This is a genomic window from Sinomonas mesophila (assembly GCF_001999765.1).
GTDB classification, from domain to species: Bacteria; Actinomycetota; Actinomycetes; order Actinomycetales; family Micrococcaceae; genus Sinomonas; species Sinomonas mesophila.
On record NZ_KV908323.1, the window covers coordinates 112,262 to 133,771 of the forward strand.

General features: G+C 71.5%; 21 protein-coding genes and 1 pseudogene. 13 read left to right on the top strand and 9 right to left on the bottom strand.

The annotated features are described in order from the left end of the window. Positions 1-61: 61 nt before the first annotated feature. From BV907_RS02415 to BV907_RS02440, 6 genes are all read left to right on the top strand, one after another. Positions 62-478: a polyketide cyclase gene (locus BV907_RS02415; protein ID WP_077488061.1), complete on the top strand. Its 417-nt coding sequence runs from the start codon at positions 62-64 to the stop codon at positions 476-478. A gap of 223 nt (positions 479-701) precedes the next feature. Continuing rightward, entirely contained in the window at positions 702-1,979 is a 1,278-nt protein-coding gene (locus BV907_RS02420; RefSeq protein ID WP_077488062.1) for an MFS transporter, read from the top strand. 46 nt (positions 1,980-2,025) lie between these two features. After that, a complete protein-coding gene (locus BV907_RS02425) occupies positions 2,026-3,264 on the top strand; it encodes a low temperature requirement protein A (RefSeq protein ID WP_245827749.1) in 1,239 nt (412 codons plus the stop codon). A 548-nt stretch (positions 3,265-3,812) separates the two neighbouring features. Continuing rightward, entirely contained in the window at positions 3,813-4,019 is a 207-nt protein-coding gene (locus BV907_RS02430; RefSeq protein WP_245827750.1) for a hypothetical protein, read from the top strand. 176 nt (positions 4,020-4,195) lie between these two features. Next, positions 4,196-5,416 (top strand): glycoside hydrolase family 26 protein, encoded by a 1,221-nt coding sequence (locus tag BV907_RS02435; RefSeq protein WP_425441592.1) that lies wholly within the window; start codon positions 4,196-4,198, stop codon positions 5,414-5,416. After that, positions 5,413-6,816: a glycoside hydrolase family 26 protein gene (locus tag BV907_RS02440; protein ID WP_077488065.1), complete on the top strand. Its 1,404-nt coding sequence runs from the start codon at positions 5,413-5,415 to the stop codon at positions 6,814-6,816. Before BV907_RS02435 ends, BV907_RS02440 begins: the two co-directional genes overlap by 4 nt. Here BV907_RS02440 and BV907_RS02445 read toward each other — a convergent pair. From BV907_RS02445 to BV907_RS02465, 5 genes are read right to left on the bottom strand one after another with little or no spacing between them, the layout of a single operon-like run. Next, positions 6,813-7,241 carry an ATP-binding protein gene (locus BV907_RS02445; protein WP_077488066.1) on the bottom strand — a complete coding sequence of 143 codons (429 nt, stop codon included), beginning with the start codon at positions 7,239-7,241 and terminating at the stop codon, positions 6,813-6,815. The genes BV907_RS02440 and BV907_RS02445 overlap by 4 nt on opposite strands. Continuing rightward, positions 7,234-7,566 carry an STAS domain-containing protein gene (locus BV907_RS02450; protein ID WP_077488067.1) on the bottom strand — a complete coding sequence of 111 codons (333 nt, stop codon included), beginning with the start codon at positions 7,564-7,566 and terminating at the stop codon, positions 7,234-7,236. Before BV907_RS02450 ends, BV907_RS02445 begins: the two co-directional genes overlap by 8 nt. Beyond that, positions 7,563-9,515, bottom strand: coding sequence for a glycosyltransferase family 2 protein (locus tag BV907_RS02455; RefSeq protein WP_077488068.1), 1,953 nt, complete (start codon positions 9,513-9,515; stop codon positions 7,563-7,565). The genes BV907_RS02450 and BV907_RS02455 overlap by 4 nt, the downstream gene beginning before the upstream one ends. Then, positions 9,512-10,600: a SpoIIE family protein phosphatase gene (locus BV907_RS02460; RefSeq protein WP_077488069.1), complete on the bottom strand. Its 1,089-nt coding sequence runs from the start codon at positions 10,598-10,600 to the stop codon at positions 9,512-9,514. Before BV907_RS02460 ends, BV907_RS02455 begins: the two co-directional genes overlap by 4 nt. Next, positions 10,597-11,670 (bottom strand): SpoIIE family protein phosphatase, encoded by a 1,074-nt coding sequence (locus tag BV907_RS02465; protein WP_077488070.1) that lies wholly within the window; start codon positions 11,668-11,670, stop codon positions 10,597-10,599. Before BV907_RS02465 ends, BV907_RS02460 begins: the two co-directional genes overlap by 4 nt. Positions 11,671-12,436: 766 nt before the next feature. Between BV907_RS02465 and BV907_RS02470 the strand changes: the two genes are divergently transcribed. From BV907_RS02470 to BV907_RS19650, 5 genes and pseudogenes are all read left to right on the top strand, one after another. Continuing rightward, positions 12,437-12,859 carry a hypothetical protein gene (locus BV907_RS02470; RefSeq protein ID WP_077488071.1) on the top strand — a complete coding sequence of 141 codons (423 nt, stop codon included), beginning with the start codon at positions 12,437-12,439 and terminating at the stop codon, positions 12,857-12,859. Positions 12,860-12,917: 58 nt separating this feature from the next. Next, positions 12,918-13,280: a metalloregulator ArsR/SmtB family transcription factor gene (locus BV907_RS02475; protein WP_077488072.1), complete on the top strand. Its 363-nt coding sequence runs from the start codon at positions 12,918-12,920 to the stop codon at positions 13,278-13,280. A gap of 44 nt (positions 13,281-13,324) precedes the next feature. Further along, entirely contained in the window at positions 13,325-14,527 is a 1,203-nt protein-coding gene (locus tag BV907_RS02480) for a cation diffusion facilitator family transporter (protein WP_077488073.1), read from the top strand. A 368-nt stretch (positions 14,528-14,895) separates the two neighbouring features. Further along, positions 14,896-15,264 carry an ArsR/SmtB family transcription factor gene (locus BV907_RS02485; RefSeq protein ID WP_175637335.1) on the top strand — a complete coding sequence of 123 codons (369 nt, stop codon included), beginning with the start codon at positions 14,896-14,898 and terminating at the stop codon, positions 15,262-15,264. A 14-nt stretch (positions 15,265-15,278) separates the two neighbouring features. Next, positions 15,279-15,657: pseudogene (locus BV907_RS19650) on the top strand (cation diffusion facilitator family transporter); the annotation flags it as partial. 339 nt (positions 15,658-15,996) lie between these two features. Here BV907_RS19650 and BV907_RS02495 read toward each other — a convergent pair. After that, entirely contained in the window at positions 15,997-16,602 is a 606-nt protein-coding gene (locus tag BV907_RS02495) for a LysE/ArgO family amino acid transporter (RefSeq protein ID WP_077488075.1), read from the bottom strand. A 152-nt stretch (positions 16,603-16,754) separates the two neighbouring features. Between BV907_RS02495 and BV907_RS02500 the strand changes: the two genes are divergently transcribed. Together BV907_RS02500 and BV907_RS02505 are read left to right on the top strand one after the other, a co-directional pair. Then, entirely contained in the window at positions 16,755-17,816 is a 1,062-nt protein-coding gene (locus BV907_RS02500) for a lactonase family protein (RefSeq protein WP_175637337.1), read from the top strand. Between the two features lie 9 nt (positions 17,817-17,825). Continuing rightward, positions 17,826-18,734 carry a LysR family transcriptional regulator ArgP gene (locus BV907_RS02505; protein WP_077488077.1) on the top strand — a complete coding sequence of 303 codons (909 nt, stop codon included), beginning with the start codon at positions 17,826-17,828 and terminating at the stop codon, positions 18,732-18,734. A gap of 21 nt (positions 18,735-18,755) precedes the next feature. Here the strand turns inward: BV907_RS02505 and BV907_RS02510 are convergent, their stop codons facing one another. Genes BV907_RS02510 through BV907_RS02520 form a run of 3 tightly spaced genes read right to left on the bottom strand, consistent with a single transcriptional unit; the run spans position 18,756 to position 21,510 of the window. Further along, complete coding sequence (locus BV907_RS02510; RefSeq protein WP_077488078.1) at positions 18,756-19,538, bottom strand: class I SAM-dependent methyltransferase; 783 nt, start codon at positions 19,536-19,538, stop codon at positions 18,756-18,758. Positions 19,539-19,548: 10 nt separating this feature from the next. Then, positions 19,549-21,081 carry a putative bifunctional diguanylate cyclase/phosphodiesterase gene (locus tag BV907_RS02515; protein WP_077488079.1) on the bottom strand — a complete coding sequence of 511 codons (1,533 nt, stop codon included), beginning with the start codon at positions 21,079-21,081 and terminating at the stop codon, positions 19,549-19,551. A 3-nt stretch (positions 21,082-21,084) separates the two neighbouring features. Further along, positions 21,085-21,510, bottom strand: coding sequence for a DUF7793 family protein (locus BV907_RS02520; protein WP_077488080.1), 426 nt, complete (start codon positions 21,508-21,510; stop codon positions 21,085-21,087).

A 21,510-nucleotide genomic window follows, 5' to 3' on the forward strand; every position in this document is an offset into this window, starting at 1 on the left:
CCCGAAATGGCGGCGAGATGCGTACCCGAAAGGGGGGCGGGGGGAGGCGTAGGCTTGGCGAATGTCCGAGTTCCGCCACCTGAGCGTCCCGATCGCCCTGTCGCCGCGCGCCGTCGCCTCGTTCGCCGGCAACCCGGTCAACCTTCCGCGCTGGGCCTCGGGCCTCGCCGCCGGCATCCGCGAGGAGGGCGGCCGCTGGCTCGCCGACTCCCCGATGGGCTTCGTCGAGGTCCGCTTCGTCGGGGATACAGCGGCCGGGATCCTCGACCACGAGGTCACCCTCCCGGACGGGACGGCGTTCCTGAACCAGTTCCGCATTCTCGCCGACGGTCCGCACAGCCTTGCCGTCTTCCACCTCCGCCGCGCGGAGGGCGTGGACGACGCCGCCTTCGAGGCCGACGCCGCCACGATCCAGTCCGACCTCGAGACGCTCAAGCGCGTGCTCGAGGGGGGCGAGACGGGCCAAGGCGTCGAGTAGCCCTCAGGGCCACCGCCTCGGGATTGGCCATGGGGCACCCGCCCCGGCGCTGGCTAGTGTGGGAAGACCTCCCCGACAGAGTGGATGTCGGTGCGGCCCTGTGCTTCGCGGCCGCCGCGAGCCTGTTCTTCCTGCCGCGGAGGGCCCGCGTGGAGGTCTGAGCCCTCCCCGCGGTTCGCCCGGCTTGTTGATGATCGTTCTCAATAGAGTACGATTGTCGACTGTGAACAAAACTCGGCCGGTCGGCGGCCCGTCCCTGCGCCCGCTCCTCGCCATGGAGGCCCTCTTCATGGTCGGCTTCTCGAGCGTCGTGCCCTTCCTCGCCGCCATCGCCCAGGACCGGTACGCCTTCGACGCCTCTGCCGTCGGTCTTCTCATTGGGGCGCGAGTGGCGGCGCAGCAGGGACTGTTCCTGCTCGGCGGCGTGCTCGCGGATCGCATGGGCGCCCGCCTGATGGTCGCGCTGGGGTGCCTGATGCGGGCCGCCGGCCTCGCAGCCATCGCTCTTGCAGCGCACCCCGGAGTCTTCGTGGCCGGCGTGATCGTCGTCGGCATGGCTGCTGCTCTCTTCTCCCCGGCGCTCGAGGGCCTCGTCGGCGCCGCGGACGCGCGCTGGCGCCGGGATTCCGGCCGCCGCGGCCCCGCCCCGTTCGCCGCACTCGCCATGGCGGGGGAGGCTGGGGCGGTGACGGCCGCGTGCCTGGCCGCGCCGCACATGCCCGGCAATGCGGGCGTTGTCGCGCTCGTCGCCGCCGGCATCTTCCTCGCGGTCGGGATCGGCTCCCTGTTCCTCCTTCCGTCGTCTCCGATCCGGGAGCCCAAGGGGCCGGCACCGGAGGGCACCGATGTGCAGCCGGAGCTCACCCACTCCGAGCGGCACACGCCTCTCGTGCCCGTCGTTCTGGCAGGCTCCGTCTTCCTGGCGCTGTACTCGCAGCTGTTCTCCCTCATCCCCCTCGGCCTCGCTGAGCGGGGGGCGGACGCAGGGCTCATGGGCCTCGTGGTCGTCGTGTGGTCCCTGAGCACGCTCGCCCTGCAGTGGCCGCTCTCACGCGTGGCCGAACGGGCGGGCCGGCGGCGCGCCGTCGTGGCTGGGCTCGTCCTCGGCATGGCCGGCTGCCTGGCCGCCGCACTCGGGATGGCGGTGATCCCCGACGCGGCGCTCGCAGCCGCCGTCGTCCCCGCTACAGTGCTCCTCGGGGCGTCCACCATGCTCGGCAGCGTCGCGGCGCGGTCGCTGGCAGCGTCGGGCGGCAGCGCCCGCTGGCGGTCGACGCGGCTCGCCGCGGTGCCCACGGCCGGAGGCGCGGCCGCCCTCCTCCTCTCCGCCCTGACCGGCGCGGTGGCGCGCGACCACGGGCTCACCGCTGCCTGGCTCATCGCCGCGGCCCTGCCGCTCGTGGCACTGACCGCCACGGCCGCCGTGCGCGTGCGCGGGCGCGCACGGGCGCGCGGCTCGGAGGCCCGGCGCGTTCTCGCGGAGGCGAAGGCCGCCGCCTGAGGCGACCCCGCTTCGCCGTGCGGCTGACGCGCGCTACTCTGCCCGCATGACCCAGTCCCAAGACCACCACGTGGCGCGCATGGGCGGGCGCGATCCGCACGAGGAGAACCGCACCGCGAGCCCCCTCGAGCTCTTCTTCGACCTCGCGTTCGTCGTCTCCTTCGGCGTCGCGGGCAACGAGGTCGCCCACCTCATGGCCGAGGGGCACGTCGCGTCCTCGTTGGCCGCGTTCGCGTTCATCATGTTCGGCGTCTGCTGGGCGTGGGTGAACTTCACGTGGTTCGCCTCGGCCTACGACACGGACGACTGGGTCTTCCGCGTCATGACCATGGTCCAGATGCTCGGCGTCCTCATCTTCGCGCTCGGCATCCCGGCGACGTTCGCCTCGGTCGACGAGGGCGACCACCTCGACAACACCGTGCTCGTGCTCGGGTACGTCGTCATGCGCATCGCCCTCGTGGGCCAGTGGCTGCGCGCCGCCGCCCAGGACCCCGCACACCGGCGGACCGCGCTCGCCTACGCCGGCTTCGTGAGCCTCGTGCAGGTCGGCTGGGTCACGATGATCTTCATCGACCAGCCGGTGGGGCCCGCCTTCGCCATGACCGGCGTGCTCATCCTGCTTGAGCTCGCCGCGCCCTGGCTTGCCGAGCGGTACGGCAAGACCCCGTGGCACGCGCATCATGTGGCCGAGCGGTACGGGCTGTTCGCGATCATCGCCCTCGGCGAGGGGCTCCTGGGCACGGTCGCGGCGCTCGCCGCCGTCGTCGAGCACCAGGGCTGGAGCTTCGAGGCCGGCCTCATGGGGTTCGCGGGCGCGGGGCTCACGTTCGGGATGTGGTGGCTGTATTTCATCTTCCCGTCGGGGGAGGCGCTCCACCACCAACGGCACAAGTCGTGGGTGTGGGGGTACGGGCACATCGTCGTGTTCGCCGCGATCGCCGGGACGGGGGCAGGGCTGCACGTCGCGGCCTACTACGTCGAGCACGCCACGGTGCTGCCGGCCGCCCCCGTCGTCGCCTGCGTCGCGATCCCGGTCGCCGTGTTCGTCCTCGGCATTTTCGGGCTGTACTCGTACCTCATGGGCCTCGACGCGCTGCACGTGCTCCTCACGCTCGGCAAGCTCGCGATCGTCGGGACGGCCGTCGTGCTCGCGGCGGTCGGCCTGCCGGTCGTGTGGTGCCTCGTCGTCGTCGCGCTCGGGCCGGCGGTCGCCGTCGTCGTCGACGAGCTCGTCGTCGCACGACGCCGCGAGGCCGCCCTGAGCCGCATCCGCGCCGGCGCCTAACGACCCCTCCCCTCCCCACGTTGGGGGGGTCACCTCCCTGCGATGAGGGGGCACTCCCCAAGGATGCGGGGTCACCTCTCAACGATGCGGGGTCACCGGCCCGATCCGATGAGGCCAGAGCACCCCAGGCTTGTGACGCTGATCACGGCCTTCATCGCACACGACGTGCACGACTCCCCATGGGCGCGCCGGGCTGCTACCTCACCCTGCGCTGGATGTTTGTCGCCGTCGGCCGCTGACGCTCGCCCCCGCACTTGGTACCGGGGTGATGCACGACGGCGGGCGCCCCCGGGCCGTTTTCGGCTCGCCGCCGCGCTCTATGCCGACCCTGGACCGGGCTCCCCTCGGCCTCCCGATGACGCCCGGGGACCTGTACCCGAAACCGATGATCGGCGCCGACATCCGTACCAGAAAGGGCATTTCGGCGTCGAGATACGTACCCGAAACTGTGCGGGCGGAGAGACGACGCTAGACATCCGATCGCCTCTGATATATCAATTACATATCAAGGGTAGTATGACGGGGTCACAATGGGAAGGGCGAGCGTGGTGAAGACAGAGAGCGGCAGGGGGCTGCGCGACGACTGGTCCCAGCTCGTGGGGCGCACGGTCGAGGTGTGGCAATGGAACAAGCAGGTCGCCACCGGCATCGTGGACCAGGCGTCGGTGGACGACTCGATGCTCTGGATCGCGGCCGACGGCAACGAGACGAGGAAGCTCTACGACAAGCCGAGCGGCTTCAGGGTCTGGGCCTGAGGGCAGGAAGGCGCGCGGCCGGTCAAGCCCTCGCGGAGTCGCGTCGAGGGATTGTCGCGGATTCTCCAGCGAGCAGGTCCCGAGTCACATTCTTTTCACAGTCTGTGAGACAAACGTGACTCGGTGTCGCGATACTGGGAGGGCTGTGCCCCGCCCCCGCACCCGAGAAGGCCTCCGTGCTCCGCCTCACCATTCGCGCCCTACCGCTTGTCCTCCTCGCCCTCCTGCTCGGCGCCATGGGAGTGGCGCCGGCCACGGCCGCCCCGCGAGCGAACCCGACCTCCACGGCTGCCATCACCCTGAGTCCCGCGACGGGGCGGGCCGGGACCACGGTGACGGTCACCGGGACGTCGTTCGGCAGGAAGCTCGCCGGCACAGTCACGGCGGGCACCGCTACGGCGCCGTTCACGACCTCGGGCAGCGGCTGGTTCCAGACGACGGTCCGCATCCCCGCGTACTCGACCGGCACCGTGCCGGTCACTGCCGCGACGAGCAGGGACCGGGCGACGGCGTCGTTCACCGTGACCCCTGCGGCGGCACCGCCGCGGCTCGCCTTCGGCGTCGCGAACCCGGGCGGCCCGCTTGCCTCGGCCGAGCTCAACGAGGTGACGGCCCTCGCGGGCGAGGCCCCGAGCCTCATCATGCTCTACAAGGACTTCCAGCAGGCCCCGCCTCTCGCCGAGCTTGACGCCGCCCGCGCCCGCGGCGCCGTCCCCCTCCTGACGTGGGAGCCCTGGACCTGGGGCGGTGGGGTCGACCAGCCTGCCTACTCTCTGGACAACGTCACCGCGGGCACCTTCGACGCGTACATCACGAGCTGGGGCAACGCCCTCGCCTCCTGGGGCGAGCCGGTGAAGCTGCGCTTCGCGCACGAGAAGAATGGCAACTGGTACCCGTGGTCCGAGGGCGTCAACGGCAACGAGGCCGGCGACTACGCCGCGGCCTGGCGGCACGTGCACGACGTCGTCTCAGCAACGGGCGCGACGAACGTCGAGTGGGTCTGGAGCCCCAACGTCCCGTACGCCGGCTCGACCCCGCTCGCCGGCCTCTACCCCGGCGGCGCGTACGTCGACACGGTCGCCCTCGACGGCTACAACTGGGGCACGTCGCAGCCCTGGAGCGCGTGGACGTCCCCGCAGTCCCTCTTCGGGCAGGGCCTCTCCGAGCTGAGGATCCTCGCCCCCGGCAAGCCGATCATCGTCGCCGAGACCGCCTCCGCCGAGGCGGGCGGATCGAAGGCAACGTGGATCACCGACCTCGTCGCCTACCTCAACGCCCAGCCCGACGTCATCGGCTTCGTCTGGTTCCACTACGCCAAGGAAGTCGACTGGCGGATCAACAGCAGCCGGTCCGCGGCCGACGCCTTCACGGCGGCCCTCGCGGCACGCCGGACGTGACGCAGCAGAGGAACGGGATCAGGCTCCGCGCGGCGGCTCTGGCCCTCGCGGCGGCCCTGGCCCTCGCGGCGGCCGCCACGGCCGGCGGCGCGCCCGCCGTGGCGATGTCGGTCGTGGCCGCGCCGGCGGCATCCGCGCCGGTCCCGACGCCGTCCCGCGCCGCATTGCCCGCCTTCGGGCCGCAACTGGACCACGGCGACAGCCTGGCCGCGTACGCGTCCCGTCTCGGCGCGGTCCCGTCCGCCGTGGGCATCTCGGTGCCCTATCCGCTGGACGAGGCCGGCCGCCAGAGGGTTCGGGACGCGGCCCAGCAGGCCTCGCGCCACCGCGCCCGGCTCGTGCTGACGCTCGCGCCGGACCGAGGACTCGCCGCCGCAACCCAGGCGGAGGCCGCGCGGCTCGGCGACCTGCTCGCGGGCCTCAGGGAGGCGACCGGGGCGCCCACGGCGGCGACGCCGCCCATACTCGTCCGCTTCGGGCCGGAGATGAACGGCACCTGGACCGTCTGGGGACAGCGGCCCAAGCCGTACGCCGCGGCCTTCCGCACCGTCGCGGAGGCTGTCCACGCTGCCGGGGCCCAGACCCTGTGGGCCCCGACCTACGGCGCCGGCTACCCCTTCGCGGGGGTGCGCGGGGCCATCGAGGGGATCTCGCCGGACACGGTCGCAGACTTGGACACTGACCGCAGCGGCAGCGTCGGCGCCGAGGACTCGCCGTACGCCCCGTACTACCCCGGCGACGACGCCGTGGACTGGGTGGGCCTCTCGGCCCAGCACTTCGGCGTCTTCGACGCCGGCACGCCGCCGAAGCTGACGCCGAACACCGTGCCCGAACCGGGCAAGTTCGCCTCCGAGCTGGCGGGCGGCTACGGCTACGGGACGGACGACGGCGCCGGCCGGGACTTCGTCGGCGAGTTTGCCGCCCGGCGCGGCAAGCCCTTCGCCGTCGTTACGGGGGCCCTCTGGGCCGAGGGCTCCCCGGGCGCGGGCGCCGTGGAGATCAAGGGCGCGTGGCTCGATCAGATCGCCGCGGCGGCGGGCAGCGAGCCGTCTCTCGGGCTCGTCCTGTGGCAGGAGACCGAGAGGGCGGAAGCCGAGTTGGCGGGGCGCATCGGGGACTGGCGGCTCACCGTGGAACCGGCCCTGGCCGCCTCGCTGAGATCGCGGCTCGAGGGACCGGCGGCCGTGTTCTCGCGGGGTGAGTGGCCGGCGTCGGGCCCGGCCGGGAGCAGCGGCCTGGCCGGGACGGGCGGCGATGGCGCGCGGCAGGCCTCCGGGCAGGGACCCGTCCCGGACTGGGTCTGGGCCCTGGCGACCCTCCTCGTCCTGGCCGGGGGCGTCATCGCGTCGCAGCGGCTGTGGGACCGCCGCAGGGCCAGGCACGACGGACCGCAGGGCTAGGGCGCCCCGGGCGTGCGGCTCAGCGTCCAGACGTTGGAGCCATGCTGGCGCCTGCAGGTGACCGTCGTGACGAGCTGGCGCACCATGCCGAGACCGCGCCCGTGCTCCGCCTCCGGCGGCGGGAGCTGGCCGTCGCCGAGGACCTCCGGAAGGGGCTCGGCGTTGATCTCGTAGAGCCGGGCGAGCAGGATGTGGCGGCGGATCTCGAGCTCTACGGCGAGCTCGAGCACCGTGCCCTCGGTGGCGTGGGCGTGCTGGACGACGTTGCTGGCGATCTCGACCACGGCGAGCTCGAACTGCATCCGGTCCTCCGGCCGAATCTCCGAGGCCCGCGGCCAGATCCTCGCGAACTCGTCCTGCAAGGCGTCGACGACGTTGGGCTGGGCGGGGCCGTGCACCATGCCGGCCGCGAGGAACTCAGTCATCGCCGAAGGCCTCGTCCACGCTCGCGTACGGGGTGAGGATCCTGTCCATGCTCGTCAGTTTGAGGACCATCTGCACCTGCGAGCCGACGTTCGCGATCCGCAGGTCCCCGCCAGCCTGCCGCGCCGCCTTGAGGCACCCGACGAGCGCCCCGAGCCCGGAGGAGTCGATGAACTCGGTGCCCGCCATGTCCAGGACGAGCCTGTTGTGGCCCTGGCCGATCGCCTCGGTCACGACGTCCCGCAGCTTCGGCGCGCTGACCATGTTGAGCCGGCCGGTCCCTGCCAGCGCCGTGTAGCCGCCGCGGTCCACGATCTCGAAGTTCATTCGGTGCCCCTTTGCTGCTCAAACCCCTTGTACCGCGCCGCGCCCACGAGCACGCTCAGTGCCAGAAGGTCGTAGGCCATCCAGACCATGTTCACCAGCGTACCCAGCGGCTCGGCCTGACCGGCCAGCAGCCGCGCCGCTCCCACGGCGCCGGCGAGCACGAGGATCGCGGCGACCACCGCCTGGGGCCTGAGGATCAGCAGGGCGTCCCCGCCCTCCTGCCGCGCCTTGGGGGTGACCGCGAAGCCCAGGGGCCGGCCGAACCAGACGTTCGCCGCCGCCGTCGTGCATGCTTTGATCCACGTCGGGAACAGCGCGAGGCTGTACTGCTGCCCGCGCCACGTCGCGGCCCCGCGCGCGGCCAGGATGAACAGCAGCTGGTTGAGCGCCATGAACGGGACGAACCGCGCAAAGAAGTCGGAGCTGAGGCTCTGGACGGGGAGGATGCCCAGGACGAAGAAGACGGCCGGCGCGGCAAGGTAGACGACCGCGGCGAAGCCCGCGAGGTAGCTCCACATCGTGGCGAAGTACATGAGCCGTTGGCCGAGCGAGAGCCCGGGGAGGCGCAGCGGGCTCTCCCGGAGCATCACCTGGATCGTGCCCTGCGCCCAGCGCAGTCGCTGCGTGAGCATGGTCTTGAGGTCCTCGGGGGCCAGGCCCTTGGCGAGGATCTCGTGGTGGTAGACGCTGCGCCAGCCCATGGCATGCAGCCGCATCGAGGTGGACATGTCCTCGGTGACGGAGATGGTGGAGAGCGGCATGATCGGCTGGGCCTCGCCGCGCCGCTCGACCGTGACGGAGTCGAGCACGGCCTGCACCGACTCCAGCGCCCCGAGCGGGGACCAGTCGCGGGCCGAGAGGCGCTCGACGGCGGCGTCGATCGGTGCGACCTCGGCCAGCCGGTCGTCGGGGGTCCCGTTCAGCTCGCGCTCGAGGGCCTCGATCTCCGCGAGGTCCGCCGCGAGCGCCTGGACATCCGCCGCCACGAGGGACTTGACCGCGGCCTCGACCTGGTTCTGCACCAGGAAGGTGACCGCGGCGACGGACGCCCCGGAGCCGAGCTGGTCCCGCCCCGCGCGGAGCGCCCGGTCGACCACGCGCAGGAGCTCGCCCGCGCCGTCGGCCTGCGCCTCCGCGCGACGGAGGGCGCGCCGGACGACGCCGCGCCCCGCCTCAAGCGCCTTCACGACCCTGGCGTGGGTCTCCCGCACGTACCCGACGAGCCCGAGCTGCATGAGCGCCTCGCGGCGCAGGATCGCGTTCGAGCCGCAGAAGAAGGCCGCATTCCAGCCGTCCTTGCCCTGCTGGATGGGCCCATAGAAGAGGGGTGCCTGGCTCCCGAGCGGGTCCTTCTCGGGGACGTTGAAGAACCACTGTGGCGTCTGGACGAGCGCCACCTTGCGTGCCGTGAAGTAGCCCAGCGTCCGGTCCAGGATGCGCGGGTCCGGGATCTGGTCCGCGTCCAGGATCAGAAGGAATTCCCCCTGCGTCTCGTGCAGGGCATTGTTGAGGTTCCCCGCCTTCGCGTGCCGGGGCATGCCGGCCCACTCCGCGCCGCGCGAGACGTATCCCACGCCGTTCTCCTCGGCGAGCCCACGCAGCTCGGGGCGGGAGCCGTCGTCGAGCACCCACGTTGTGTGCGGGTACCCGATGGCCTTGGCCGCGAGGGCGGTCTCCATCACAAGGTCGATCGGCTCGTTGTAGGTCGTGATGAAGACGTCGACGGTCAGGCCCGGGGGAGTGGGCGGGGGCTCGCCCCGGTCCTTGAGCCGCCACATCGTGAGGGCGAACAGGGTCACGTCGATGAGCGAGTAGGTCTCCGCCAGAATGAGCGGGACGGCGATCCACCAGGCCTCCCAGTTCAGCGAGGCAACCCACCGCCACCCGACGTAGTTCACGCCGGCGAAGACTGCCAGGGCTCCGACGAGGCGGATCCAGAACAGGCTCACGGATGCTCCGCTGGTTCCTCTGGCTTCCTGCGCAGGACGACGGCGGTCACGTCGTCTTCCGCGTCGGGGGCGAGCTGGAGGATCGCGTCGACCGCGTCGGCCGAGCGCTCCGAGCCCCTGATCGTGCTGGCGACGGCCTCGAGCGCCTCGTCGAGGGTCTCGAAGGCATCCAGGACGCCGTCGCTGATGACGGCCACCGCACTCCCGGGCTCGACGGTCAGGACGGCCCCCGTCCATACCGCGCCCGGCATGAGACCGAGGGGCGGGCCGCCGTTGACCACGCGCTCCCAGCTGCCGTCCGCGTGCACGAGCATCCCGAGGCCATGGCCGGCGTCGATGTAGTCCACCCGACCGGTCGCGCCCTGGAGCCTCAGGTGGAGGAGGGTGATGAACGTGGACAGCCGCTGGAGGTCCGACTCGAGGGTATCGGCCGCCCGCCGGACGATGGCGGCGGCGCCCCGTTCGAGCCGGCCCCCGCGCAGCGCGGCGCGGGCCGTCGCCGCGACGAGCGCGGCGCCCATGCCCTTGCCCATGGCGTCCGCGAGCGTCACGGCGAGCACGTCGCCGTCGGACTCCCAGTCGAAGAAGTCCCCGCCGACGCTGCGGCTCGGCCGGCACGCGCCGGCGACGTCGTAGCCGGGCATGACGGGGGCCCGCTCGGGGAGGAGCCCACGCTGGACCTGGGCAGCCGTCTCGAGCTCGCTCCTCGGAGCACTCGCGGCGCGGGGACGCCGCATGAGCGCCTCCACGCGGGCGGCCAGCTCGCGCGGGTTGACGGGCTTGGTCAGGAAGTCGTCCGCTCCGAACTCGAGGCCTTCGAGCCGGTGCTCCTCATCCGATGTCCCCGAGATGATGACGATGTACGCGTCGGTGAACGAGCGCAGGGTGCGGCACACCTCGAGGCCATCGATGTCCGGCAGGCCGAGGTCGAGCGTGATGACGTCGGGGCGCAGCCTTCGGGCGGCCTCGAGGGCGGCGTGGCCGCTGCCGGCCGTCTCCGTCGCGAAGCCCTGCCCCTCGAGCGCCGCCTCGAGCACGAGGGCCATGTCGGCGCCGTCCTCCACGATGAGGGCTCGCCGGCTCACAGTCTTTCACCCCCTCGGCGCAGGACGACGGCGGTGAGGTCGTCCTCCGCGGCCTCGCCGAGGTCGAGGATCGCCGCGACGGCGGAGCGCGCATCCGGAGACGGGGCGGCGGCCGAGGCGACGGCGTCGAGCGCCTCGTCCACGCCGGGGAACGAGTCGAGCAGGCCGTCGCTGACCATGACGACCGTGCCGTCTGGAGGCAGCTCGAGCTCGTGCTCGGCCCACACGGCGCCGGGGAGGAGGCCGAGCGGCGGACCGCTGTTCACGACACGCTCCCAGTGGCCGCCGGGCTGGACGAGGATCCCCAGGCCGTGGCCGGCGTCGACGTAGGTGACGCGGCCCGTGGGGCCGTCCAGGCGCACGTGCAGGAGGGTGAGGAACGAGCCGAGGCGGATGAGGTCCGGATCGAGGCTGTCGGCGGCGCGCCTGACGAGGTCGGCTGCGCTGCGGGTGAGACGTCCGGGGCGCAGTACCGCCCGCGCCGTCGCGGCGACGAGCGCGGCGCCCATGCCCTTGCCCATGGCGTCGGCCAGGCTCACGGCGAGCGAGCCGCCGTCCGACTCCCAGTCGAAGAAGTCCCCGCCTACGCTGCGGCTCGGCCGGCAGCCGCCCGCGAGGTCGTACCCCGGCAGCGAGGGCGCCTGCTCCGGCATGAGCCCGCGCTGCACCCTCGCGGCGGTCTCCTCCTCGGTCTCCTCCTCCAGCGCGGTGCGGGGGCGGCGGACGAGGGCGGCGGCCTTCGCGGCGAGCTCACGCGGGCTGAAGGGCTTGGTCAGGTAATCGTCGGCGCCGAGCTCGAAGGCGGCGAGTCGGTCCGCCTCGTCCGTGCGGGCCGAGACGACGAGGATGTACGCGTCCGTGAACGAGCGCAGGCTGCGGCACACGTCGAGGCCGTCGATGTCCGGCAGGCCGAGGTCGAGGGTGATGAGGTCCGGCCGGAGCCGGCGCGCGGCGTCGAGCGCGGCGTGCCCCGTGGCGGCCGACGCCGTCTCGTAGCCCTGGCGTCTCAGCGTTGAGGCGAGAAGGCCGGAGATGTCCGGGCTGTCCTCCACAATCAGGGCACGTATCATCGGATTCCTCCCACCACCTGACCATTAAAGCCGCTGCGCACCGAAGTTTGTCATCCTGCATGACCACATCCGCAAAGGATCTTTCACCCGCTCTCCCGCTGGCCCGCCCCAGGACCTCGAGCCGAGCATCGAGATGGGGGAATACGAGCGCTGGGCCGAAGTCCGGCGCTGCCTCAACGACGACACTATTCCTGACGACGTCAGGGCAGCAGGTGCGCTGCTGCTGCTCTACGGCATCCCACTTGCCCGGATCATCGAGCTCACCCCGGTTCACCTCGAAACCAGCGATGGGCAGCCCGTCCCCACGGGTCTCTCCATCGGACTCGACAGCCCTGCAGCCGCCCGCTGCTGGGAAGACTGCTGGGCAGGCTCCTGCACGAGAGGCTGGCCGGCGTCACCCCTCTGGTCAACGCAGGGCCGGAACGAACCCAAAGGCTGTTCCCGGGACGGGGATCGATCGGGCACGTCACCGATGCGGGCATGAGGCGGCGGCTGCGCAGGCACGGACTCTACGCCCGCAGGTCCAGGAACGCGGCCCTGATCTCCCTGGCCAGCGTAGGCGATCGTCGTCCACGAGAGCCCACACACGGTGCGGCCAGGCCCACCCCCGAGCGTGCATGATAGGTGCATATATATACATATATACACTTGTTGACAATCGGGTCGGGACTCTGTCAAGATCTGCTTATGAATGCAGATAAGCAGTGTTTGAAGTCTGCTGCCTCTCTTCTGATCGAACCGTCACCCCTCTAGGAAAGGAGCCGTCATGACCAAGCGCCGTGACCTGTTCATCTTCGTCGCCAACCCGGAGAAGGGCGAGGAGGCACGGGCCTACCTCAGCGACTGGCTCCGTGAGCTCGACGGCCACCCTGGCTATCTCGGTGGCGCCGTCCTCAAGGAGACGGCGGGCGAGCTCTTCGACAACACCCTCGTCCTCGCCCTCGACTTCGAGTCCACCGAGGCCGCCCGTGCCCTGTGGCCCAAGATCGAGAACACCGTCAACCCCCTCTACCCGGACGACAAGTCCGACAAGACCCCCGACCAGGGCCCCGCCTTCTTCGACGGCACCGCCAAGGCGGCCGCCGAGGGAGGCCAACTGCCGCTGAAGTACACCCGCGGTAATGGAATGCTGGCCCGGATGCTGCACATCCACGCCGAGGCCGTCGACGAATACGCGGCCGCATCCTGAAGATCCCATCCGCGGTGGCGTGCCCGTGGCACGCCACCGCCGACGGACACCCGAGACCATGAGCGAAGACGTGAACGCATACAAGCAGGCTTCGGCCGAGTTGCACTGCCCCACCGCGAACGAGATGGATCTCGCGACCGAGGTGTTCCAGATGCTGGCCGACGCTACACGGTTCAGACTGCTGTTCGCCCTCCTCGACGACGAGCTTCCGGTGAACGACCTCGCCCACGTGTCGGAGAAGCCGCCGACCGGGGTGTCACAGCACCTGGCCAAGCTGCGTCTGGCCGGCCTTGTGGAAACCCGCCGTGAGGGGACTCGTGTCTTCTACCGGCTCGAGAACGACCATGTGCGTCAGCTGATCATCGACGTTCTGAACCACGCTGAGCACATGAGTTCGTCCATGCCGCGCCACCACCAATAGCGGGCGCTCACCCCTTCCCAACACATAGCAGGAGATTGAGTCAGATGAGCATCCCCAGACCAGCGCCCGAGACCCTCGCACCCCAGGGAGGCCAGCGCCACGAGCACGACCACGGCGACCACGGGCACGACCACGGCGGGCACGAGCACCCGCACGGGGCCTCCGCCCACGAGCACGGCCATGGCGACCACGGGCACCCACACCCCCACGGGCATGGGCATGGCGACCACGGGCACCCACACCCCCACGGGCATGGGCATGGCGACCACGGGCACCCACACCCCCACGGGCATGGGCATGGCCACGAGCACGGCACGGGCTTCTGGGCGACGGTGAAGGAATTCTTCGTCCCCCACACCCACGACGCGTCCGATTCAATCGACGACGCGCTCGAGGCAAGCGCCGAGGGCGTCCGGGCGCTGAAGATCAGCCTGTTGGTGCTGCTGGCCACGACGGTCCTGCAGTTCATCGTCGTCGCGTTCAGTGGCTCGGTGGCTCTGCTCGCGGACACGGTCCACAACTTCTCCGACGCGATGACCGCGGTGCCACTGTGGATCGCGTTCATCCTCGCCCGCCGAGCGGCAAGCAAGCGCTACACCTACGGCCTGGGTCGGGCTGAGGACCTTGCGGGGCTATTCATCATCCTCGTGATCACGGTCTCGGCGATCGTCGCTGGCTGGCAGTCGGTCGAGCGAATCTTCAACCCTCAACCGCTGGAGAACCTCTGGTGGGTCGTGGCCGCCGGTGTGATCGGCTTCGCCGGGAATGAGGCGGTCGCGATCTTCCGGATCAGGGTCGGGCGCCGCATCGGCTCGGCAGCCCTGGTCGCGGACGGCATCCACGCCCGCACGGACGGCTTCACGTCCCTGGCCGTCGTCCTCGGTGCCTTCGGCGTCATGCTCGGCTTCCCGCTGGCCGACCCGATCGTCGGCCTGCTGATCAGCATCACGATCTTCGTCCTGCTGTGGGGCACGATCCGCAGCATCGGCCGGCGCCTGCTCGATGGGATCGAGCCGGACCTCGTCAACCGCGCCGAGCACGCGCTCAAGGACACCCCCGGGATCCTGGGCGTCCAGAAGCTCCAGCTGCGCTGGATCGGGCACCGCATCCACGGCACCGCGGTGGTGGGCGTAGCCCCCGGCTCGACGGTGGAGGACGCTGACCGGGTGCGCCGCCAGGCGCAGCACCGGCTGGGCCACGCCTTGCCGAACGTCGAAGAGATCACGGTGGCAACCAGCCCCAGCTGACCACCAGCAGTCGCGAGAAGCGGCCGCCGCCACCACGGGTAAATGACCAGGTGCCGCGGCGGCCGCTTCCTCTTGATTCCCGCTCACCGATGGTTATCTCCTTACGTTGTTCGGTGTGTGGTTGGCGGGCTTTGTATGCTCGCCGTCGACCAGAGGACGGATAGCCACACACCGGAAAGGGATGGTCAGTCGGCCCTGGGCTGGGCCAAATCCGCCGTGCACCCAGCCGACTTCAGCCAAGCAGATGCCTAGTACCCAAGTTTCGAGGGCTTCCTTCACTGGACATAGTCAACTCGCTCGACTCGTAGCGTCCTTCCGTGGGGACTCTTTAGTTGCCCCGAGGCAGCTGGCAGTGGGACTATTTGCGCATGGGCGCAGATAAGCAGGTTAGCGATGTTGAGACGGACACACAGTACGTGGACCTGGCGGTTGAGGTGTTCTCGATGCTGGCCGATGCCACGCGGGTGCGGATGATCCTCGCCCTGCGCGCCCATGGCGAGCTGTCGGTGAACCATCTGGCGGAGATCGTGGAGAAGGCGCCGCCCGCCGTCTCGCAGCATCTGGCCAAGCTCCGGCTGGCCCGCATGGTGAGCGTGCGGCAGGAGGGCACGCGGGCGTTCTACCGCCTTGCGAACGAGCACGCGTTCCAGATGGTCTCGGATGCCATCTTCCAGGCCGAGCACTCTGTCGGGGGAACGCCCCGCCACCACCGCAACGCCGTCCGGCCGGTGAAGTGAGCAGCCGAGGGAGCATGAGCAACGCCCACGGCAACGGCCCGCACGCGCACATCCACGACGCCGAGCGGGAGGCCGTGCTCGAGGACGCGCAGGTCCACGAACATCCCCACCACGGCGAGGCCCACGGGCATGGACACGACCATGGTCACCAGCACGAGCACGGCCACGGGACGGGGTGGAAGGCGAGGCTGAAGGAGTTCTTCGTCCCGCACACGCACGACGCGTCCGACTCGGTCGATGCCCTGGAGGCGAGCCGCGAGGGTGTGCGGGCGCTGAAGATCAGCCTCTTGGGGCTCCTGGGCACGCTTCGCCGGGAACGAGGCCGTCGCCGTTTACCGGATCAGGGTCGGGCGGCGGACCGGCTCCGCTGCCCTGGTCGCGGACGGCATCCACGGACCGAGCTGATCCGCGAGGAGACGCATCACCGCCTGCGGCATGCCCTGCCGAACCTCGGGGAGATCACCGTCGCCGTCGCTGCCCCCTGACCTCTGCGGCGAGATCGAACGGTCCCCACTCCCCCTCCACTCTTGAGACCCGCCGCAAGAGCTGGTGTGGCTGCGCGGGCCGGCCCCACAGGCGGTGGTGTGAGTCATCGCCCCAAGCCGACGGCCTTCAACGGCGGCAGTGAACCCCCCTGACGTCGCATTGGGGACGCCCCTCAAGGCCAGGCCAGATTAATCAGGGCCCCCAACCCAATAGCGACGGTAACCAAAAACGAGACGCCACCAAGTGTCAGCCGTGGACGATGAGCATCCCCGCGAGGGTCCACATGAGCGCCGCGACGAAGCCGTCCAGGACGCGCCACGCCGCGGGCCGGGCGAAGAGCCCGCTCAGGGAGCGCGCGCCGTAGCCGATGAGGGGGAACCACACCGCGCTCGCGGTCGCGGCGCCGGCGCCGAAGGCCCAGCGGCCCTCGCCCTGCGCGTTCGCGAGCGAGCCGAGGAGCACGAGCGTGTCGAGGTAGACGTGCGGGTTGAGCCAGGTCAGCGCGAGCACGGTCCCGACGGCGGCCCACACCGTCCCGTTGCCGCGGCCCTCCGCCGCGCGGAGCGAGCCCGGGTTGAGGGCGCGCTTCGCCGCGAACGCGCCGTAGGCGGCGAGGAACGCGACGCCGGCCCAGCGGATCACGTCCAGGAGCCTCGGGGCGCCCTGCACCGCTGCCCCGATTCCCGCGACGCCGGCAAAGATGAGCGCCGCGTCGCTCACCGCACACACGAGCACGACCGGCAGGATCCACTCGCGCCGGATGCCCTGGCGGAGCACGAACGCGTTCTGCGCGCCGATCGCGACGATGAGGCCGAGGCTCGCCCCGAGGCCGGAGAAGAAGGAGAGGATCACCCTTCGACGGTAGGGTCCGGTCTGATGAAGATCAACTAACGATTTCTGGATCAACATTAGCATCTCTTCATAGCTTCAGACTGTGTGCAGCTCCGCCCGAGGGGTACAAACTCGTCAGGGAGAGGAACCCCTACGAGCGGAAGGCGGACCCCTTGGCCGACCAGAGAACCCTCATCGCGATCGCGTGCGCGGGAGCGGGCGCGGTCGACACGCTCGCCCTCGACCGGGAGACCGGCGAGCTCGAGCCGCTCGCCCGCACCGGCGGCCTGGACGGCGTCGCGGCGCTCGCCTTCGGTCCCGACGGCACGCTGTACGCGGCGTGCAACGCGGTGCGGCCGCACGTCGTCGACCTCGCCCTCGACGACGCCGGGCGGGCCGCCGAGGGCCCCTCGCGGGAGCTGCCGGCCTCGACGTGCTTCATCTCGCTCGCCCCGGGCGGGCGGGAGCTGTACAGCGCCTCCTACGGCCAAGGCCGGCTCGACCGCGTCCCCCTCCCGGGGGCGGACGGCGCCGTCGCGACCTACGCGTCCGGGCGGAACACGCACTGCGCCGCCGCGAGCCCGGACGGCCGCTTCCTCTACGCGACGTCCCTCGGCGACGACCGGATCAGCTGGTTCCCCGCGGGCGCCGTCGGACCGGGGAGCGTGAGAGGGGGAACGGCGGACGACGGCGTGCTGGAGCCCACCGGGCACGTCGCGGCCGAGCCCGGCTCCGGCCCCCGGTACCTGCGGCTCAACGCCGCGGGGGACCGCGCCTACGTCAACCACGAGCTCTCCGGCGACATCGCGGTGTATGCCCGCGAGCCGGAGGACGGCAGGCTCGAGCTGCTCCAGCGCGTCTCGGCCGTCGAGGGCCTCGGCCTCGTGCCCGGCCCCATCCGCTCGGCGGGCATCGTGGACCCGGGCCCCGGCGTCGTCTGGGCCGCTGACCTCCGGCTCACCCCGGACGGGCGCTTCCTCTACACGACCGAGCGCTCCACCGGCACGCTCGCGTCGTTCGCGATCCGCGGCGGCCTGCTCGAGTACCTCGGCCGGATCGACACGGAGACCCAGCCGTCCAGCGCCGCCGCCGACCCCTCGGGCCGTTTCCTGCTCGTGTGCGGCGAGGGCTCGGCGCACGTGACCTCGTACCGGATCGGGAACGACGGCTCGCTCTCCGCCGTGTCCCGGGCCGCGACGAGCGCCGGGCCGCTGTGGATCGAGTGCCGCGCGTAGCATCCCCTCATGGACTTGGAGCAGCTGCGGGCGCTGGCCGCCGTCGTGGACCACGAGACGTTCGAGGCCGCCGCGCACGAGCTGCGCCTCACGCCCTCGGCCGTGAGCCAGCGGATCAAGGCGCTCGAGCGCAGCGTCGGCAGCGTCCTGGTCCGCCGGCTCAAGCCCGTCGTCCCGACGCCGGCGGGGGAGCGGCTCCTGCGCTCGGCCCGCCAGCTCCTGCTCATCGCCGACGAGGCGCTCCTCGCCCTGCGCTCCGAGGAGGTGCACGACGGCGCCGGGCCGGGGGCGGCGGGCGGCGTCGCCGAGCGGCTGCGGGTGCCGATCGTGGCCAACGCGGACTCGATCGCGACGTGGCTCCCGCCCGCGATCCGCGAAGTCGCGCTGGGAGGGCGCATCGCCGTCGAGCTTCTCCGCGACGACGAGCACGCGACCGCGGACCTGCTGCGCTCGGGCGACGCCGTCGGCGCCGTGACCGCCGACCCGCGCCCCGTGCAGGGCTGCCGCGTGCGCCCGCTGGGGACGATGGTCTACCGGGCGAAGGCCTCGGCGGAGTTCGTCGAGCGCTGGTTCCCCGGCGGCGCGACGCCCGAGGCGCTCGCAGCCGCGCCGGTCATGCAGTACGACCGCAAGGACTCCCACCAGCTCGCGCTCCTCGCGCGCGTGGCCCCGGACGCCGCGCCGCCGCAGCACTTCATCCCGGATTCGGTGCAGTACGTCGAGGCCGTGGGGGCGGGGCTCGGCTGGGGCATGGTGCCGGACCAGCAGGACCCGGGCGGGCTGCTCGTCGAACTCGACCCGGCCTGGACCGAGGACCTCGAGCTCTACTGGCAGGCCTGGACCCTCGACTCCCCGGGCCTCGCAGAAGTCACGGACGCGGTGATCCGGGCGGCGCGGGTCCTCCGCCCGGGCCGCTGAGCCGGGGGACGTGACCTGGGGTCAGCGGGGCGCGAGGACGGCGCAGTAGCCGGGGATCCGCACGGGGACGCCGGGCTCGGCCATCGGGACGGCCTCGATGACGACGTCGCGCTCCTCGAGCAGGCGCCACTCGGAGTCCGGGAAGGCCCGCCTGAGCTCGGACGCCCCGAAGTGCCTGGGCGGGGGGAGCGTCTCGATGGCCGCCCTGAGGGGGCCGGGGATATGGTCGCCGGTGGCGCCGAGGTGCTCGATGTAGGCGAGGCCGGAGCCGCGGAAGTTAGTCTCCGTGAGAAGAACCCGGCCGCGCGTGCCGACGACGTCGTGGAGGGTCGCGGCGAGCCGGTGCTGGGCCTCTGGCTTGAGGATGTGGAAGAGGCCGCGGATGAAGACGTTGGCCTCGCCGAGCCGTTCACGGAGCGCGGCCCCGGCGCCCGGGCCGAGGGCGTCGACGGCGTCGAACTCCGCGTTCGGCACCCCGGCCGACTCCCGGGCCGCCTGGTGCACCGCGCTCGCGGACAGGTCGACGCCGAGGGCGAGCGGGAACCGCTCGGCGAGCCAGCGCGTCCAGGTCCCGTTGCCGCAGCCCACGTCTACGACGGGCAGCCGGGTGTCGAGGTGCCGCAGGACGAGCTCCTCGTAGGGGCGGCCCTCGTCGTGCCGCCCGGAGTCCCACAGGATCTCCGCGTCTTCGGTGCCGACGGTGTTCCAGTAGCGCTCCCAGGCCTCGCCCGGGTTCCGCGGGGCATGCGAGGCAAGCCTCATGACCTTCGGCAGGAGCCGGATCCGGTTGGCAAGGCGTCGCATGTCCTCAACACTAGCCGCGGGCTGCGGAGAACCCCGCCAGCACCTCCAGGACACGCTCCGGCGGCACCGGACGGCTGAAGTAGAAGCCCTGGGCGTAGGGGCACCCCATGCCGCGCAGCAGCTCCGCCTGCCGGGCCGTCTCGACGCCCTCGACGACGGCGCTGAGGCCCGCGGAGGAGATGAGGTGCAGGATCGCCTCGACGAACTGCGCCTGGTCCGGGTCGGAGTCGATGGTGCTGATGAGCGACTGGTCCACCTTGACCGTCTGGGCCGGGAGGTCGCGCAGGTAGCTGATGGACGAGTATCCGGTGCCGAAGTCGTCGATCTGGAGGCTGACGCCGAGGTCGTTCAGCCGGCCGAGCATGCGCGCCTCCTCGCTTCCGCGCGTCATGAGCACGGTCTCCGTGATCTCGAGCACCAGGCGGCTCGGGTGGACGCCGTACGTCTTGAGGCACGAGCCGATGTCGCGGTCGAGGCCTGGGCGCCGCAGCTCGGTGGCGGAGAGGTTCACGTGCACGGTGAAGGCCGGGAGATCGGGGGCCTCGTCCACCCACGCCCCCATCTGGGCTATCGCCTGCTCGAGAACCGAGCGGCCGAGGTCGACGATGAGGCCCAAATCCTCAGCGATGGGGATGAAGGACCCGGGCATGACGACGCCGCGCGTCGGGTGGTTCCAGCGCACGAGGGCCTCGACGCCGACGGCGTGGCCCGAACCGAGGTCGACGACGGGCTGGTAGACGAGCTCGAGCTCGTCCCTCTGCAGCGCGGTGCGCAGCTCCGCCGCCGTCTTGGCCCGCTCGGTGGTCGCGTCGAGCATGTCCGGCCTGAAAATCTGGATGGTGTTGCGCCCGCGCGACTTCGCCTCGTACATAGCGATGTCCGCGTCCCGGACGCGCTGCGGCCAGTCTGGCGGGCCCACGCTCACGCCCATGCTCGCCGTCGCCCGCACCGAGACGTCGCCCACGCTCACGTTCTCCTGGAGCGCGTCGAGCGCGCGCCGGGCGATCTGCACGGCCTCCTGCTCGGTGGTGTCCCGGATGAGGATCGCGAACTCGTCCCCGCCCAGGCGGGCGACGACGTCGCTGCCGCGGACGGCCGACTTCAGCCGCCGCGAGACCTCGACCAGGACCGTGTCGCCCGTGTCGTGGCCGAGGGTGTCGTTGATCTCCTTGAACGAGTCGAGGTCCACCATGATGACGGCGGTCTCGTGGGCCGCCCGGGTCGCGATGTTGCTCAGGATCGAGCGGTTGGGCAGCCCCGTGAGCACGTCGGTGACGGCCAGCTGCTCGAGTTCAGCCTGGGTCCGCAGGAGCATGGCCGTCCGCTCGTCGACCCGTTCCTCGAGCTCAATGTAGACGTAGTGGAGCTCCTCGGCGAGGAGGTTCACTCCCGTGATGACGGCGTCGAGCTCGTCCCCGGCCTCCGAGGGCTCGACGCGCGCGCTCAGGTCCCCCGAGGCGAGGGTCAGGATCGCTTCGACGAGCTTCTGCAGGCGCGGATCGGAGAGGATGCCCCGCTCGTCGTCCGGCGGACTGGGGTCCATAGGTCAGCTCAGGCCGCGACGCCGCATGTCCCCGGAGCCCGGGGTCCAGCCCTCGTCTGTGCTGTCGACAAGCCAGGCCATGGCCTCGGAGCGGGACGTGAAGAAGCGCGTGGGGCACGGGGGCGTGTGCAGGCCCAGGAAGAAGTTCGCGAGGAGGCGGTCCACGGGGCTCGAGCCGAGCAGGGCGATCCGGTTCGCGTCGCACGGGATGGAGAAGACGGCGCGGGCCTCCCGGGACGTCGCCTTCGTCGACGCCATGTCCACGAGCATGGGGTGCGGGGTGCCCTGGCAGAGCTCGTTGACCTTGGCCATGGCCGCCTTGGCGTCCGCGCCCTCCACGACGATCCGCTCGTCCCACTGCAGATGCAGCAACCCGTCCGGTCGCAGCGTGAGCCGCCCCTTGCCGCCCGGGATCTCTACTGGTTCCAT